The organism is Bacillus sp. S3, from assembly GCF_005154805.1.
GTDB lineage: Bacteria > Bacillota > Bacilli > Bacillales > Cytobacillaceae > Neobacillus.
The window spans coordinates 2644874-2662023 of sequence record NZ_CP039727.1 but is presented as its reverse complement, the minus strand read 5'-3'; the positions used below and the strand labels follow the sequence as shown (position 1 = coordinate 2662023).

Sequence of the window (17150 nt, the reverse complement as noted above, 5' to 3'; positions counted from 1 at the left end):
AAAGCCGAAACATGAAAATCTTATATCACTAAAAAAGGAGGCCGGTATCTGATTTGGCCTCCTTTTTCCTGTCTATTATCATAATAACTTGTACTTTATCGTACATTGTCTTTTTTCAAAAAAAGAACCTTTGAATACGATTCAAAGGTTTAAACGAGAACTTAGCGGTCCAGGCTAGGTTCCCACAATTAGGAGGTCTAAACTCAGAAGAATTTAAACATTCCCATTTTAGCACCTTTTCAAAATTCATTCAATAGTTTAAAGCTGTAAAGGGAAAAAGTGGTTCGAAAGACATAGGAACAAACTTGAATTGAAAAGGTCATAGGAATTCCCCAAAACAAAAGAATAAATATTTCTTGGTTGACATACATGTATATACAAGTTAAAATGAAACCGTAACCAAAACTTGTATATACAAGCACCCGTTTCAAATGAAAACGTGCCCATAGCTGTATATAAAAATTAGATAAAGAAAACTTGCTGATTGGCTAGCCCGTTAGGGTGAAGACAGACGCTTAGTTGCACTTATGCCTAATGGGAAAGTTTTACTTTCCTATCGGCTAAAAACCGGGAGTAATCCCATTATAGGGGGAAAGAAACATGTCCAAGTATACAGATCCTTCAAAAGACCTACTGGAACATATTGGTGGTAAGGAAAACATCGCAGCCGTGACCCACTGTGTCACAAGAATGAGATTTGTTTTAAATGATCCAAACAAAGCAAATATAAAAGAAATTGAGTCGATGAAACTCGTAAAGGGTACATTTACCCAAGCAGGTCAATTCCAAGTCATCATTGGGAATGAAGTATCAAGCTTTTATAATGAATTTGTCAAAATTGCCGGTGTAGATGGTACGTCAAAAGAAGAAGCTAAAGTTGCAGCTAAGCAAAATCAGAACTGGCTTCAGCGCATGATGGGTCACCTGGCTGAAATCTTCACTCCATTAATTCCAGCACTTGTTGTCGGTGGTTTAATCCTTGGTTTCCGAAATGTAATCGGTGATATTAAGCTATTGGATGACGGCACAAAGACGATCGTCGAAGTTTCACAATTCTGGGCCGGTGTTCACGCCTTCCTATGGCTGATTGGTGAAGCGATATTCCACTTCCTTCCTGTCGGGATCACCTGGTCTGTTGCGAAAAAAATGGGTGCGTCTCAAATACTAGGTATCGTCCTTGGTATCACCTTAGTTTCACCGCAATTATTAAATGCTTACGGCGTTGCAGGTGCAAAGGAAATTCCAGTGTGGGACTTTGGCTTTGCCCAAATTAAAATGATTGGCTATCAAGCCCAAGTTATCCCTGCCATTTTAGCAGGAATCGTATTAGGCTTCCTAGAAACCAGATTACGTAAAATCGTACCAAATTCCATTTCCATGATTGTTGTACCATTTTTAGCCTTAGTTCCAACCGTATTAATTGCCCACACTATTTTGGGTCCTATTGGCTGGTCTATTGGTTCTGGAATCTCTCATGTCGTATATTCCAGCTTAACTTCTGCATTTGGCTGGTTATTCGCTGCTATCTTCGGATTTGCGTATGCACCACTTGTCATAACTGGTTTACATCATATGACAAACGCAATTGACCTTCAATTGATGAGTGAACTGGGTGGAACAAACCTATGGCCAATGATTGCCCTTTCCAATATTGCGCAAGGTTCAGCCGTTCTAGCAATGATCTTTATCAACCGTAAAAACGAAGAAGAAAAGCAAGTTTCCATTCCTGCGACGATTTCATGTTACCTAGGGGTAACGGAGCCGGCTATGTTTGGGATTAACCTTAAATATGGCTTTCCATTCTTAGCAGCGATGATTGGTTCTATGATTGCAGGCGTTGTATCGGTTGCAAGCGGTGTAATGGCGAACTCGATTGGTGTCGGCGGTCTCCCTGGGATTCTTTCGATTCAGCCAAAACATATGGCTATGTTTGCAATCTGTATGTTGATTTCGATTGTGGTGCCATTCATCTTAACGACTATTTTTGCAAAAACAGGTGTTAAAAAATTGAAACTTAAAAAGTAAATGTACACTCCATCAAGGAGGGAGACCCACTCCCTCCTTTTCCACATTAGAGTACTTAAAATAAATAGGCAGGTGTTTGAAATGTCAACAGCATGGTGGAAAAAAGCGGTTGTTTATCAAATCTATCCAAAAAGTTTTCAAGATACAACCGGAAACGGGACCGGCGACCTACAAGGGATTATTGAAAAACTAGACTATATAAAAGAACTTGGAGTAGATGTCATTTGGCTTACTCCTATTTACAAATCTCCACAGCGTGATAACGGTTATGATATTAGCGATTACTATTCGATTCATGAGGATTATGGCACAATGGATGACTTCGACCTGCTTTTAGATGAAGCCCATAAACGCGGTCTAAAAATCATCATGGATATCGTCATCAATCATACATCAACTGAACATGAATGGTTCCAACAGGCAAAGTCCTCTAAGGACAATCCTTATCGCGACTTCTATATTTGGAAGGACGGCCAAAACGGCGAGCCGCCGACAAACTGGGAATCTAAATTTGGCGGATCTGCTTGGGCGTTCGATGAAAAAACTGAACAATACTATCTGCATTTGTTCGATGTAACACAGGCTGATTTAAACTGGGAAAATGAAAAAGTCCGTGCGGCATTATACGAAATGATGCATTTTTGGCTGAAAAAAGGTGTCGATGGCTTCCGTTTGGACGTCATTAATTTAATTTCAAAAGACCGGCAATTCCCGCAAGATGACAGTGATGGACGGAAATTTTATACAGACGGACCGAGAATTCATGAGTTTTTACATGAAATGAACGAGAAAGTTTTCTCGCGCTATGACATTATGACCGTTGGTGAAATGTCCTCTACTTCGATTGATAATTGCATCCGTTATACCAATCCGGAGCAAGAGGAATTGAATATGACCTTCAATTTCCATCACTTGAAGGTGGATTATCCAAACGGAGATAAATGGACAAAAGCTGATTTTGATTTTCAGGCTTTAAAAGATATTTTGTCCAGGTGGCAGGTTGAAATGAATCAAGGCGGCGGCTGGAATGCCCTCTTCTGGTGTAATCATGATCAGCCGCGGGTGGTCTCCCGTTTTGGTGATGACCAAGAGTATCACAAAGAATCTGCCAAAATGCTGGCCACAGCCCTCCATATGATGCAGGGAACGCCTTATATTTATCAGGGAGAGGAATTCGGGATGACGAACCCGAACTTTAACTCTATTGAGGAATACCGTGACGTTGAGTCGTTAAATATGTTTACCATCAAAAAGCAAGAAGGAATGCAGGAACATGAGATTCTTGACATACTTAAACAAAAATCCCGTGACAATTCAAGAACTCCGATTCAATGGAATGCAAGCAGGAATGCCGGCTTTACGACCGGAACCCCTTGGATTCAAACGGCGGCAAACTATAAAAAAATTAATGCCGAAGCGGCTGTACAGGATCAAGACTCCATTTTCTATCACTATCAAAAGTTAATTCAATTAAGAAAAAGCTATGATATCATTACTAATGGGGATTATGAGCTTATTCTAGATCAAGATGAACAGATTTTTGCTTTTATCAGAAACGCCGATTCAGAAAAATTACTGATCATTAACAATTTTTATGGTAAGGAGAATACAGTTATCCTCCTTCCACATTTAAACCTTGATGATTTTACGAGCGAGATGTTACTCTCTAACTATGAGGATTCTGCCCAGTTAGGAAGAGAAATTCTTCTCCGGCCCTATGAATCCATCGTGTACCACTTGAAAAAATGAACGGAGAATCTCTATGACAAACAAATACCTTACCATTTATAACTGCATAGTCGAGCAAATTAAAAGCGGCGAAATTACGCCGCAGACGCTTCTCCCCTCTGAGAACGAATTAAAAGATCAGTTCGATACCTCGAGGGAAACGATTCGCAAAGCATTAAATCTGCTCTCACAAAATGGCTATATTCAAAAAGTTAGAGGGAAAGGTTCGATTGTCATCGACATCAGCAAATTTGATTTTCCTGTTTCTGGCTTAGTCAGCTTCAAAGAATTGGCAAGTAAAATGGGCAAAAAACCAAAAACAATTGTAAATGAACTCTCGTTAATTAAACCTGATGGATTTATACGGCAGCAGCTTCAGCTAGGCGGGAAAGATCAAGTATGGAAGGTCGTTCGTACAAGAGAAATGGGCGGCGAAAAAATTATTTTAGATAAGGATTTTCTTGCGAACAAGTACGTCCCTTCTTTAACAGAAGAGATTTGTGCCGACTCAATTTACCAATACCTGGAAAATGAGTTGAACTTGACCATCAGTTTTGCTAAAAAAGAAATTACCGTGGCTGAGCCAACCGATGAAGACCGTATGCTTTTGGATTTAGAAGGTTTTCATAATGTCGTTGTCATCAAAAACCAAGTGTACTTAGACGATGCCACCCTCTTTCAGTACACAGAATCACGGCACAGACCCGATAAATTCCGTTTTGTCGACTTCGCCCGAAGAGCACGTTAAAACAAACTTCCAAAGAGGAGCCCCTGCTGGGCCTCCTCTTTTCACACTCTTATGGAAATAGATAAATGTGTTTTGGAGAAAATTTTGTTAAAATAATTGTAACAAATGGATGAGGTGAAAAATATGTGCGGCCGATTTACGCTAACAGCAACCATTGAAGAAATCATCAATCGATTTGATATTCAAGCGTTTATGGAGGAAGAGCTTTATTCCCCCAGCTATAATATTGCCCCTTCCCAGTCCGTACTTGCCGTAATTAATGACGGGAGGTCAAATCGAATGGGATTTTTAAGATGGGGCTTAGTTCCTCCATGGGCGAAGGATGTGTCGATTGGCAATAAAATGATCAATGCCAGAGCCGAAACCTTATCAGAAAAACCGAGCTTTCGAAATGCTTTCAAAAAGAAGCGCTGTCTTGTCATTGCGGATAGCTTCTATGAATGGAAGCGCCATGAGGATAAAAGCAAAACACCGATGCGAATCAAATTAAAGTCAGATGAAATGTTTGCCATGGCAGGAATTTGGGAGGGTTGGAAGACTCCGGATGGAAAAACGCTTTACACCTGTTCTGTCATTACAACCGGCCCTAATGATTTGATGAAGGATATTCACAACCGGATGCCCGTCATTTTAAAGCTTGAAGATGAACAAACATGGCTCAATCCGTCAGCCCCAGACCCCTCCCTATTAAAATCATTATTTGTCCCGTATGACGACCATTTAATGGAGACCTATGAAGTTTCAACCTTAGTTAACTCGCCTAAAAATAATACAATTGAGCTAATTAATAAAATTTGTTAGCGCCCTTTTATTTCAAAATGGACATGTTCACTACATGCACGTCCAATTATGACATATCATGTTATTACCCATAAAAGTTTTCCTTCTTTCGAAAGTGGTTTACACCACTTTCTTTTTTTTTGATTGATAGGCAGTTGTTTTGCGTGTGGTCTTAATATCCGTTCATAGGAATATATTAATAAAAATGCTTACTAACGGCCTTTTTTTGAAAGGAGATTAACATGTTTTTTATCCCAACTAATGTCAATATTGGCAGTATGAAAATTAACAGCCCAGATCATAAAAGTGCCGTTTCGGTTGGCTCTGCCTTTTTAAAAGGAATCAATGTTGCCGGGAAAAAAAACCAAGGCTTTGGCCAGCAATTTGGGGATTTATCTATTACGGCTGTTCCCATTCACATTGTTTTAGATGAAGAAATCATCGATATCCCCTCGATAAAAATAAATCAGGTGTAGGGAGTGATTGTATTGAATATCGCACCAATGGCGATCAATTTTTTAGGTTTTAAGGTAAACGCAGTGGATAATTCCTCGTTCATTAATCTCGGACCCAATCAATTTGTTGACCAGTTTGTTTCCTATAAACGAAACCAAGGCGTGGGCGAACAAAACGGTGATTTATCCCCTGTAAACATCCCTATCTCATGGGTTGTAGACCCTGATGTATCAGATAGTAATTCAGCGAAAAATAGTATTATTTAATGATTTTCTAGGGGTGATATAGTTGATTTTTGCACCGATGGTTGTCAATCTGGGGGCATTGAAGGTCAATGTATTCGATCATGGCTCCGTGATGAATATGGGACCAAACCAGTTTATTGACCAGTTCGTTTCCTATAAACGAAACCAAGGCTATGGTGAACAAAATGGTGATTTTGTCCCGATGATTATCCCTATTTCCTATATATACGATTCTGACATGAGTGACAGCTGGACCGCAAAAAACAGTTTCATTTAATTACCTCATCCCCAAGTGGTGATGGGTTTTTTTTATGGGTTATTACATAATACTGATTTTTTGGCACCATTTGGGAAATATAAGGGTATTCGTTCACATGAAAGGCAGGATGCATATCTGTGGGAATGCATTTGAAAAAATGGCTCTATTACTTAGTGAAACTTCGGAATAAAATCTTTTTTCCATTTTTCATTTTATATATCATATTGGCCGCTTTTACGATCTATTGGATTGAGCCTAAAACATTTCAATCTTTTTTAACCTCTTTATATTGGGTGCTCACTACCCTTGCAACGGTAGGGTTTGGAGACTATACCCCAGTTACCAACACAGGTAAGTTCTATACCATTATTCTTTATATCACAGGTATTGCCCTTGTCAGTGTCTTTATTGGAAAAATTATTGATTCTGTCTATTTTATCGATAAATTGAAACTCGGAGGAAAAATGAAATATACTGGCAAAAATCATATCATTTTGGTTGGATGGAATGCGAAGTCCAGATTAGCCATTGATGAAATTTTTAAATCAGATAAAAAGATTGATATTGTTATTATTGATGTTTTGGAAAAATCTCCATTAATCAACGAACGGCTCCATTATGTTCATGGTGATGCGACGAATGAAGATATTCTCCTTCAAGCAAATTTACCGAAAGCAAAAGGTGTAATTATTTTTGCTGATCAAATCACGCAGGATAATTTTGCAACGAAAGATCCGCTGCTTGTGGATGGGAAAACATTATTAATTGCGACTGCGATTACGACACTGGAAGAAAAATATAATAAAAATATTCATGTGACCGCCGAAGTAATTAATCAATGCCATATCCCCCTATTCAAGCATGTGAATGTAGATGAATTTATTCCTACACAGGAAATGATCTCCCATGCAGCCGTTAGATCTTTATTCTCGCCTGGTGTTACCCATATGTATTCAGAACTGTTGAGCACCCAGTATGGAGAATCCGTGTTTGAAATTCCAAAACAAGCCGAATGGCAAACCTATCGTGATGCCTTCGTAGATTTGCTTAACAAAGGGGCCACACTTGTTGCCGATCGCGGCGACCTTCACATTAATCAAAAACTAGACGACCACATCCCAGATACCGCACAGCTCTTCGTTATTTGTGATAAAGACACCCTCTCACAATTAAAATCAAATTAGTGGGAGTTGAAAGACAGAATCCTTTCTGTTTTAAGAAATTCATTCTCACAGAAAAAAGCCTTGAATGACCAAGGCTTTTTTCATTATGACATATAAAATTCTATATTCTGTCTCCAATTAAGGTAAATGGGTGTTGCCCCTATGCAGCCTGGGAATCAACCCCAGCCGCCGTGCCAGCCGTGACCAGGGAATCCTCCACCCCAGCCCCCGTGCCAGCCGTGACCCGGGAATCCACCGCCCCAGCCGCCATGCCAGCCGTGACCAGGGAATCCTCCACCCCAGCCGCCATGCCAGCCGCCATGCCAACCATATCCAGGGTATCCTCCCATTCCTATACCGCCATATCCACCGTAACTTGGGTATCCACCCATTCCCATACCGCTATATCCAGTCACGCCTGGGAATCCACTCAATCCCAATCCGCTATATCCACCCACGCCTGGAAATCCTCCCATACCTGCACCAAATTGTCTCATATCGTTCATTTGAGCATCTCTCCTTTATATAGGTTACAGTCTAGAGTATGTTGAAACCATAAAAAGGCATGGGCAGGAGTCCTGAATTTTGCTAAACTATGTTGGTGACAATCGCTAAATATTTTCAATCCTTCTTGTGCTACTCAATTTTGTACATCCTGCTTCAGTGTATATTCCATCATCCAAGCCGGTATGGATCTCCAGCTTTCCATTTGGATTTGGCCGCTTCCTTTGATAACTTCTACTTTACCTTCAATAATGTCTGCAATAGTTGGTGGATATGGACTTTTCCGAATATGTGTTAGTACGTTTTTCATTACCTGGTGATAATCCATTTGCTTGCCAAATTCCAACCATTGAAGAACGGTATCATCTTTCGTAACAAAAGACGGGTAAACAGATTCAATCAACACCAATATTTTGAACACCTCATGCTTGGTCATTTACTAACCCCTTTACCTTTTATTAACAGTTTCTAGTCTAGCCCAAAAAAAAGAAAAGAGCATAAAAACATGACGTGAACACAAAAAAACGCACGATGAATTTACACTTCAATTCATCCTGCGTTTTAATTGCTATATCAAGGTTAAACTATTTTTGGAACTCTTCCTAATTTAATTATAGCATGTAAAAAATGGTTAATATAGACTTTTTATTCTCATTTACTACTGCTAAAATCAAAAGAACATTCATGGTAAGGAGAGATGTAGAATGAGTTCTTTGGCTCTCGGTTTTCAGGAAATGGACAAAGCGCAGGTTTCGCTCGTTGGCGGGAAAGGGTTAAATTTAGGGGAATTATCAAAAATTGAAGGAATTCAAGTACCAGAAGGATTTTGTGTAACAACAGTGGGATATCAAAAATCCATCGAACAAAACAAGACGTATCATGCATTGTTGGATCGGCTTACTATGCTAGAAGTGGAAGATCGAGAAGAAATTGGAGAAATCAGCAGGAAGATTCGACAAATCCTTATGGAAGTAGAAATTCCTTCCGATGTTGCAAGCGCAGTTACTCATTATCTCTCCCGATTTGGCGAGGAACATGCTTATGCCGTGCGTTCTAGTGCGACTGCTGAGGATTTACCGAATGCCTCTTTTGCTGGTCAACATGACACCTATTTAAATATCATCGGCAAAGAAGCAATCTTACAGCATATCCGCAAATGTTGGGCTTCCCTATTTACGGATCGGGCGGTAATCTACCGTATGCAAAATGGATTTGACCACAGTCAAGTTTATTTATCCGTTATCGTTCAAAGGATGGTTTTCCCACAGGCTTCAGGGATATTATTTACCGCTGATCCGATTACCTCTAATCGAAAGCTGCTATCAATCGATGCGAGTTTTGGACTTGGAGAGGCACTGGTCTCTGGCTTGGTATCTGCCGATTGTTATAAAGTTCAGGAAGATAAAATCGTGGAAAAAATGATAGCAACCAAAAAATTAGTTATCAATGCACGAAAAGAAGGCGGTACAGAGACCGTGCCAATCGATCATGATCGGCAAAAGATTCAAACACTTACTGACCAGCAAATTTTACAATTGGCACGCATTGGAAGACAGATCGAAGCTAATTTTGGTTGTCCGCAAGATATCGAATGGTGTTTGGTTGATGATATCTTTTATATTCTCCAAAGCCGACCAGTCACGACTCTTTTTCCCATCCCTGAAGCGAATGATCAAGAAAACCGCGTCTTTATATCTGTCGGCCATCAGCAGATGATGACAGACCCCATTAAACCATTGGGATTGTCTTTTTACCTGTTAACTACTCCTGCACCAATGAGGAAAGCTGGTGGAAGGTTGTTTGTGGATGTCACACAACAACTGGCTTCACCTGTCAGTAGAAACATTTTATTAAATGCCATGGGACAACACGATCCGCTCATGAAAGACGCACTTATGAACACACTTAAGCGAGGAGATTTTAAAAAACCGTTACCAAGTGATAATAAAGCACCGAGTCCCAGCAGAGGCAATACAGATATGCTGGCACAAATCGAAAACAATCCATCAATTGTTTCTGATTTGATTAAGCGTAGCCAAACATCCATTGAGGAATTAAAACAAAACATCCAAACGAAATCAGGATCAGATTTATTTGATTTTATTCTAGAAGATATTCAGGAATTAAAGAAGATTTTATTTGACCCACAAAGTTCAGCTGTATTTATGGCTGCTATAAATGCTTCAACATGGATCAACGAAAAAATGGAGGAGTGGTTGGGTGAAAAAAACGCAGCAGACACGCTTTCCCAATCTGTACCTAACAATATAACTTCGGAAATGGGTCTGGCGCTATTGGATGTCGCCGATGTAATTCGGCCCTATTCAGAAATCATTGATTATTTACAACAAGTAAAAGATGATAACTTTTTGGATGAATTGGTTCGGTTTGATGGTGGACAGGAAGCGAGAAACGCTTTCCATGCTTTTCTCAACAAATATGGAATGCGATGTGCCGGAGAAATCGATATCACGAAAACTCGTTGGAGTGAAAAACCAATTACCCTTGTCCCCATGATTCTTGGTAACATCAAAAACTTTGAACCAAATGCTGGCAAGCGCAAATTTGAGCAAGGGCTTTGTTTTGCATTGGAAAAAGAACAGGAGTTAGTAGACCGATTGAAACCATTACCTGATGGTGAACAAAAGGCCAAAGAAACAAAACGAATGATTGACAAAATCCGAAATTTCATTGGGTATCGTGAATATCCAAAATACGGCATGATTAACCGCTACTTCGTTTATAAGCAGGCATTACTGAAAGAAGCAGAGCAACTCGTGCAAGCGGGTATTATTCATGAAAAAGAAGATATATACTATCTCACATTTGAAGAATTCCGGGAGGCCGTACGTGCAAATAAACTGGATTACCAGGTCATTAACAAACAGAAAGACGAGTACAAATTATATGAAAAATTAACTCCCCCACGTGTAATCACGTCTGATGGTGAAATCATTGCAGGTAATTACAAACGAGAAAATCTCCCAGCCGAAGCGATTTTAGGTCTGCCTGTTTCTTCTGGAGTTATAGAGGGGCGAGTACGTGTTATCTTAAACATGGAAGATGTTGATTTAGAAGATGGAGATATATTAGTAACCTCCTTTACTGACCCCGGCTGGACACCATTGTTTGTATCGATAAAAGGACTAGTCACTGAAGTCGGCGGTCTGATGACCCATGGAGCAGTTATCGCACGTGAATATGGCTTACCTGCAGTAGTAGGAGTGGAAAATGCCACGAAACTGATAAAAGATGGACAACGAATTCTTGTCAACGGAACAGAAGGATATATCGAACTATTGTAATAGCGGAAAACTTTCAGAATTAAAATAGCAGCACCGCTCCAGTGGATACCGGAGCGGTGTCTAACGATCTTTCCATTTGACCACCTTGACGGATGTTTTTGACGTATAATCAAACAATTCGGTGTGAGAGGAAATCCTTGCGCCGGTACACGCTTAACACAACCCCGATTAAAAAGGAATTTAACAAAACGGGCATCAGCCCATAACTGATAAATGGCAATGAAATGGACGTTTGTGGAAAAACCCCTAGTGCCATGCCAACGTTGCAGGCCAACTGAACACCATATAATGTAACTGCACCAATCAAAAGAAGCTTTGCATATGAGTCTTGAATCTTAAAAGAAATGGCAATGATTCTAACCATAAATAAGGAAAGAATGGAAACTAAGGCAGCCGCAAAAAGCCAGCCGTAAATATAAGTTAAGCTTACAAAAACAAAATCTGTATGTGCGGACGGGATAAATTCCTTATTCACCGGGTGTCCAAACCACCCTGCTTCAGTCATTAATTCTTTCACACGCAATACCAGGTATCCCGCGCCACTCGAATATTCCTCCGGGTTTATAAAGGCCATTAATCTTTCCATTTGATACATTTTAAGGTATTGCCATTGCCACGCCATCCACCCGAATAGGGTGAAACCACTAACCATGATTCCAAAAATACTCCCAATTTTTTTATAACTATATTTACTCCACCATATCATCACGAATACCATGACCGTGTACATAAAAATGACGGGTGTACTTGGAACGGTAAAGAAGAAGAAAAATGGAAGGAAAAACAAAATGAAAAATTGCCAGACTTTGAGCCTTTCATTTGTAAAAAACGAAGCCCAGGCAAGGAAAAAGAATGGTAAAGCCATGGAGCTTTCTAAGGTAATTATCGACGGGATTCTTAACAATGGAACACCATTAATCGTAGTGTTGGAAAAAGTCCTAATCACAATTAGGAAGAGGATCCCTAGAGAATAAAACAACCATCCACGATTTCTCCATTTACGATAATCGATTGCCATCATTCCTAATGCTGCGGCACCTCCTAATAAAACCATGATGGTCTTACTGACTGAGAAATATCGTTCGTCTATATTCCAAAGTGAAACGATCGGTAAAAATCCAAGTCCTAAGGTCGTAATCAATAGGATTAGGGTGAACCAATCAATCTTTGGTTTGTGCAGCTTGTTCATTTGGATCCCCAATTTGGTCGGGCTGCCCATCTGCTCAATCGCCTTTTCTTCGGCCTCTGCTTCTAAGAGTCCTTTTCCCATCCATAGGTTCTTTGCTTCCTTCAGGTGAAAACCTAATTCATCTGCCACATATTTCTTAGCTTCCTTCGATTTAATTTGTCCGGTCACTTCATTTAAGAAAATAGTTTTTTTATTCGCCACGTTTGTCTCACCCCTCAAGCAATTCTTTAAGCTCAAATCGTGTTTTCGTTTGTTTTTTTGCAGCTTTTTGCAGTACCTTTTTACCTTTAACAGTAATGCGGTAATATTTTGTATTCGATCTGTCCCAGGCTGCTTGTATCCACTGGTTCTGTTCCATTCGATGGAGCAAAATATAGAGATATCCTTCGTTATCCTCGAATTTCCGGATGCCGCGTCCCCGTAAACGTTGTGCCAATTCGAAGCCCGTTTTTTCCTGGACAAGAAGCTGCATGATTGCTAGGAATATATCTTCTTCATTGTCTTTCTGTTTATTGATTTTTTCACGAATGTCTTTACGGTGCTGGTCGGTAAAATTCAATTGTGAAAATGCAGTTTGATCCATTGATTTCTTTAAATTCTTTAAACGATCCTCCATGAACTATGCCTCCAATCGTTTTTTCAAGAGTTCTTTCGCACGCTTCATTCTTGTTTTAACCGTATTATCACCGGTATCAGTGAGCACAGCGATTTCCTTTATCGGTAAATCCTCATAATAAAAAAGATAAATCACTTCCCGATATTTAATCGGCAACGTCATAATGGCGGCAATCAGTTCATCCTCCTCTTCCTTTTGGATGACGACCTGCTCGACCATTTCTTTTTTCGATTGACTGTTTGCCGGTTCCTCATCTGTCGTGACGACGTTTCGGTTATACCAGCTCTTCAGGTAGTCTTTGCAATGATTAATCGCAATCCGCCACAGCCACGTCCGCAGCTTTGATTTTCCACTATATGTATGAAGTGATTTGTAACATTTAATAAATATATCCTGGGTCAGGTCTTCGGCCAAGCCTTTATTTTTTACATAAGAATAAACCAGCTGCAAAATCTCCTGTCCATACCTGGTCATCATTTCATCAATAAGTGCTTCCTTATCTTCTGTAGCTAGCACAACTGCTGTCATTTCTTCCACGTTTGTCCCCCCTTGCTAAATCTTAGACGACGTATAACACTAGAAAGTTTTTAAAAAATAAAAAAAGATGGAAAAACAGGTTACCTGCCTCCATCTATCTTTTTTGTTTATTTATTTTCATCTTTATGAAACCAAAGTGGTTCATTGTCGTCCTCGTCGCCGTTATAATTGATGAGGATTTCTTCGCCTGCTTTGATATCCTTGTAAGCATAAAAATCAAACGTGTGATTTGGAAAATTTATTTCATAAGTGGCGTTGGGCTCATACGAATGGTTAAACAACATACCGTATCCTAAAACAAACGCTGTATGGTTGATTCCATACTCAAATGCATAATCAGCCAGTAAGGTCTTTTCAATGTGAACATGCTCCTCATTAGGGTAAGGAATAACAGGTGCCGCATGAATTAGCTCCCCTTTAGCAATATCACGAGTTGCAAATACCCCTCTATTTAAATCCCCATCACTAAGCTTAGAAGTTTTTACTTCAATCATATTAATCACCTATAATGTTCTTTCCAATGAAGTTTTTTATCATACTTAAGCTTGCCATTATATGCTCAGGAATGCAAATGTTTTTTATTTCAGTTCGATTGGTTATATTTTCCGGCACTCATCATAAAATGGAATATACGTTCGTAGGGAGGCGAGGATATTGTTAAAAAACAATGATTCCTTGATAACAGGTGAGATGTTGGTCAGGTATTACGAGCTGAATAAACAAAAAAAAGAAATCGAATTTGAAATGAATCAATTAAAGGAAGCATTTCAAACCTATTTTAATCATCTGGTTGGATCCAATCATAAAGGGGAAATTACCGTGAGTGGTTACAAGCTGCAAAGGCAAATTCGAAAAACGGAGAAATACAATGAAGTGGTAACCGTTGAAAGATTAGAAGAATTACAGATGAATGATCTCATTCAGGTGGTTAAAAAGCCGGATGATGCAAAAATAAAAGCAGCGCTTAACCTAGGATTATTAAATCCCACTAATTTAGAGGGATGCCTGGTTACAAATTACACTCCGGCCATTACAGTTAAGCCAATAACTCCGAGATAGAATAAAGGATGTGCAATCTTTATGATTCACATCCTTTTATTAGTTAAACTTCGAGTTGCTGGCTGACTTTTGCTGTATGCTCGTTCTCTTCCCATCCTTTACACACATCTACCCACTCAATAGCAAACGAATAGTGAAATAATTCTTCCTTCGTCAACTCGATGGCAGAGTTCGTACTGCCGCAGGCGGGAAATAAAGTATCGAATCTTTGCATGGACACGTCCAAGTAAACCTTAAGATCATGGTTCAATCCAAATGGGCAAACCCCGCCAATCGCATGACCTGTTTGCTCAAGTACTTCTTCTGGAGCAAGCATCCGAGGCTTGAACCCAAATTTTTGCCGAAACTTTTTGTTATCAACTTTTGCATCGCCGGCAGCCACAATCAAGATCGCTTTTTCATCTGCACCTCTAAAGGACAATGTCTTGGCAATACGAGCAGGGATTACCCCAATGGTTTCAGCCGCTTGATCAACAGTCGCACTGGATGTTTCAAATTCCATGACGTCCATTTCACGATTCCATTGTTTGAAATGGGCTTTTACACTTTCTAGTGACACCTTATTCATCCTTTCCATATGTATTATAGTGTATATTACCATACGTTAAAGGGATAAAGCGAAAATACGGCTTCAACTGTACGCTAACTCCTTTTAGCAAGAGAATATCAGTTAGCTAGCATGTTGATAGTTGTAAGTTAGCGGAAGTAAGCTGAAATATAGCAGGAAAATCCTATCCATTTATTAGAGATATTTTTAAACCAGCTGCCTTAAAAATGTTATAATGTTTTGTTATATTTATAGAATAGCAGAGATGTAGGAAAACGTTTTGGGGGGAAAGACATGAATTCGCAAGGTGCAGTAATGCCCTACCCAAGGGCAAAAGGAATTATTTTAGTACTAATAGCCGCAACCTTTTGGGGAGTATCCGGCACAGTTGCCCAATATCTGTTTCATCAGCAAGGCTACAGCACGAACTGGCTTGTCGTTACCCGCTTGATATTTTCGGGAATGGGTTTATTGTTTTTTTCTCAAACCGTTGGGAAACAAAATATTTGGAGCGTTTGGAAAAATAAACAGGATGTCATTCGTCTTATTATCTTTGGCATCATTGGCATGTTTGGTGTTCAATATACTTATTTTGCAGCAATTGAGCATGGAAATGCGGCTACGGCAACAGTCTTACAGTATCTCGCTCCGGTTATCATCGCTGTGTTTTTATGCCTGCGAGCAAAATCATTGCCCGCAAAAAAAGAAGTGATTGCGATCGGCCTAGCCCTTTTTGGCACTTTTCTTCTAGTCACAAAAGGAAGTGTTCATTCGCTGTCCATTTCCGGTCCGGCGTTATTCTGGGGAATTCTATCAGCGTTTGCGCTTGCGTTTTATACACTTTATCCAGGCAGCCTGCTGTCTAAATGGGGCTCTCTGATTACTGTGGGCTGGGGAATGACAATTGGAGGCATCGGATTCAGTTTCATTCATCCACCGTGGAAATTTCAAGGTAGTTGGAATCTTACATCCTTTTTAGCGGTAGTATTTGTCGTCGTTTTTGGCACGTTAATTGCTTTCTTTTGCTATATGGAGAGTTTGAAGTATATCCGAGCATCCGAAGCAAGCCTGCTCGCCTGTGTTGAACCATTATCCGCATCCTTTTTGGCCGTAGCCTGGCTCCATGTTACCTTTGGTGCGGCAGAGTGGATCGGTTCTTTTTCAATCATCTCCACTATTTTTATATTATCCGCTTCAAAAAAATAGGCAGACCACATCGGCCTGCCTGTTTTTTATTCGCCTAAATCCACGTTGTGGTATACTTGTTGCACATCTTCTAAATCTTCTAATACATCAATCATTTTTTCGAATTTAGCAAGTCCATCCTCTGGAAGCGTGATTTCATTTTGTGGCAGCATCGTTAATTCGGCAACGGTAAATTCAGTGATACCTGCTTGCTTGAAAGCTTCTTGCATGGCATGGAACTGATCAGGTTCCGCATAGACAATCACTGACTCTTCTTCTTCGATAATGTCACGTACGTCAACATCTGCTTCCATTAACAATTCAAGCACGTCATCGGAGGATTTTCCTTCCACACCAATAACCGCTGTTGCATCAAACATATAAGCGACAGAACCACTGACACCCATGTTCCCGCCATTTTTACCAAATGCCGCGCGAACATCTGAAGCAGTACGGTTAACGTTGTTTGTTAGCGCATCGACGATGACCATTGATCCATTCGGACCAAATCCTTCATAACGAAGCTCGGTATAGCTTTCTTCAGACCCGCCTTTTGCTTTTTCTATCGCACGATCAATAATGTGTCTAGGCACATTGTATGTTTTGGCCCGCTCTAGAACGAATTTTAACGCCTGATTAGATTCGGGATTTGGTTCACCCTGCCTTGCAGCTACATAAATTTCAACCCCGAATTTTGCATAAATACGGCTTGTATTTGCGTCTTTTGACGCTTTCTTTTCTTTAATATTGTTCCATTTACGTCCCATTACGAACACTCTCTTTCCGGATTGAATCTGCACAAAA

At 39.9% G+C, this 17150-nt stretch carries 19 protein-coding genes; 11 read left to right on the top strand and 8 right to left on the bottom strand.

Features of this window, described 5'->3' with window-relative positions:
* Nucleotides 1–600: 600 nt before the first annotated feature.
* From treP to FAY30_RS12705, 8 genes are all read left to right on the top strand, one after another.
* Nucleotides 601–2025, top strand: a complete 1425-nt coding sequence (treP, locus tag FAY30_RS12740) for a PTS system trehalose-specific EIIBC component (RefSeq protein ID WP_149870230.1) — start codon at nt 601–603, stop codon at nt 2023–2025.
* Between the two features lie 81 nt (nt 2026–2106).
* Complete coding sequence (gene treC / locus FAY30_RS12735; protein WP_149870229.1) at nt 2107–3774, top strand: alpha,alpha-phosphotrehalase; 1668 nt, start codon at nt 2107–2109, stop codon at nt 3772–3774.
* A gap of 13 nt (nt 3775–3787) precedes the next feature.
* On the top strand, nt 3788–4501 hold the full coding sequence (gene treR / locus FAY30_RS12730; protein ID WP_149870228.1) for a trehalose operon repressor: 714 nt from the start codon (nt 3788–3790) through the stop codon (nt 4499–4501).
* 123 nt (nt 4502–4624) lie between these two features.
* The gene (locus tag FAY30_RS12725) at nt 4625–5302 is read left to right on the top strand and encodes an SOS response-associated peptidase (RefSeq protein ID WP_149872693.1); all 678 of its coding nucleotides are present in this window, start codon (nt 4625–4627) and stop codon (nt 5300–5302) included.
* A 221-nt stretch (nt 5303–5523) separates the two neighbouring features.
* Nucleotides 5524–5757 carry a hypothetical protein gene (locus FAY30_RS12720; protein ID WP_149870227.1) on the top strand — a complete coding sequence of 78 codons (234 nt, stop codon included), beginning with the start codon at nt 5524–5526 and terminating at the stop codon, nt 5755–5757.
* A gap of 12 nt (nt 5758–5769) precedes the next feature.
* Nucleotides 5770–6003, top strand: coding sequence for a hypothetical protein (locus FAY30_RS12715; protein WP_149870226.1), 234 nt, complete (start codon nt 5770–5772; stop codon nt 6001–6003).
* 22 nt (nt 6004–6025) lie between these two features.
* A complete protein-coding gene (locus FAY30_RS12710) occupies nt 6026–6259 on the top strand; it encodes a hypothetical protein (protein WP_149870225.1) in 234 nt (77 codons plus the stop codon).
* Nucleotides 6260–6384: 125 nt separating this feature from the next.
* Entirely contained in the window at nt 6385–7425 is a 1041-nt protein-coding gene (locus FAY30_RS12705) for a potassium channel family protein (protein ID WP_223820999.1), read from the top strand.
* Between the two features lie 155 nt (nt 7426–7580).
* Here FAY30_RS12705 and FAY30_RS12700 read toward each other — a convergent pair whose 3' ends face one another.
* Nucleotides 7581–7910 carry a spore coat protein gene (locus FAY30_RS12700; protein WP_149870223.1) on the bottom strand — a complete coding sequence of 110 codons (330 nt, stop codon included), beginning with the start codon at nt 7908–7910 and terminating at the stop codon, nt 7581–7583.
* A 134-nt stretch (nt 7911–8044) separates the two neighbouring features.
* Nucleotides 8045–8344 carry a replicative helicase loader/inhibitor gene (locus FAY30_RS12695; RefSeq protein WP_149870222.1) on the bottom strand — a complete coding sequence of 100 codons (300 nt, stop codon included), beginning with the start codon at nt 8342–8344 and terminating at the stop codon, nt 8045–8047.
* 268 nt (nt 8345–8612) lie between these two features.
* Here FAY30_RS12695 and ppsA point away from each other — a divergent pair, with 268 nt between their 5' ends.
* The gene (ppsA, locus tag FAY30_RS12690) at nt 8613–11213 is read left to right on the top strand and encodes a phosphoenolpyruvate synthase (RefSeq protein ID WP_149870221.1); all 2601 of its coding nucleotides are present in this window, start codon (nt 8613–8615) and stop codon (nt 11211–11213) included.
* 109 nt (nt 11214–11322) lie between these two features.
* Here the strand turns inward: ppsA and FAY30_RS12685 are convergent, their stop codons facing one another.
* From FAY30_RS12685 to FAY30_RS12670, 4 genes are all read right to left on the bottom strand, one after another.
* Complete coding sequence (locus FAY30_RS12685) at nt 11323–12603, bottom strand: FtsW/RodA/SpoVE family cell cycle protein (RefSeq protein WP_149870220.1); 1281 nt, start codon at nt 12601–12603, stop codon at nt 11323–11325.
* 7 nt (nt 12604–12610) lie between these two features.
* Nucleotides 12611–13018, bottom strand: a complete 408-nt coding sequence (locus FAY30_RS12680; RefSeq protein WP_149870219.1) for a PadR family transcriptional regulator — start codon at nt 13016–13018, stop codon at nt 12611–12613.
* 3 nt (nt 13019–13021) lie between these two features.
* On the bottom strand, nt 13022–13555 hold the full coding sequence (locus FAY30_RS12675) for a sigma-70 family RNA polymerase sigma factor (RefSeq protein WP_149870218.1): 534 nt from the start codon (nt 13553–13555) through the stop codon (nt 13022–13024).
* A 107-nt stretch (nt 13556–13662) separates the two neighbouring features.
* Nucleotides 13663–14049: an SET domain-containing protein gene (locus FAY30_RS12670; RefSeq protein ID WP_149870217.1), complete on the bottom strand. Its 387-nt coding sequence runs from the start codon at nt 14047–14049 to the stop codon at nt 13663–13665.
* A gap of 160 nt (nt 14050–14209) precedes the next feature.
* On the opposite strand from FAY30_RS12670, the gene FAY30_RS12665 reads away from it, so the two are divergent.
* Nucleotides 14210–14614, top strand: coding sequence for a hypothetical protein (locus FAY30_RS12665; protein WP_223820960.1), 405 nt, complete (start codon nt 14210–14212; stop codon nt 14612–14614).
* Nucleotides 14615–14657: 43 nt separating this feature from the next.
* On the opposite strand, the gene FAY30_RS12660 is transcribed toward FAY30_RS12665, so the two are convergent.
* Entirely contained in the window at nt 14658–15173 is a 516-nt protein-coding gene (locus tag FAY30_RS12660; RefSeq protein ID WP_149870216.1) for a YbaK/EbsC family protein, read from the bottom strand.
* A gap of 282 nt (nt 15174–15455) precedes the next feature.
* On the opposite strand from FAY30_RS12660, the gene FAY30_RS12655 reads away from it, so the two are divergent.
* Complete coding sequence (locus tag FAY30_RS12655; RefSeq protein WP_190284903.1) at nt 15456–16367, top strand: DMT family transporter; 912 nt, start codon at nt 15456–15458, stop codon at nt 16365–16367.
* Between the two features lie 26 nt (nt 16368–16393).
* Here the strand turns inward: FAY30_RS12655 and FAY30_RS12650 are convergent, their stop codons facing one another.
* A complete protein-coding gene (locus FAY30_RS12650; protein WP_149870215.1) occupies nt 16394–17113 on the bottom strand; it encodes a YebC/PmpR family DNA-binding transcriptional regulator in 720 nt (239 codons plus the stop codon).
* Nucleotides 17114–17150 lie beyond the last annotated feature (37 nt).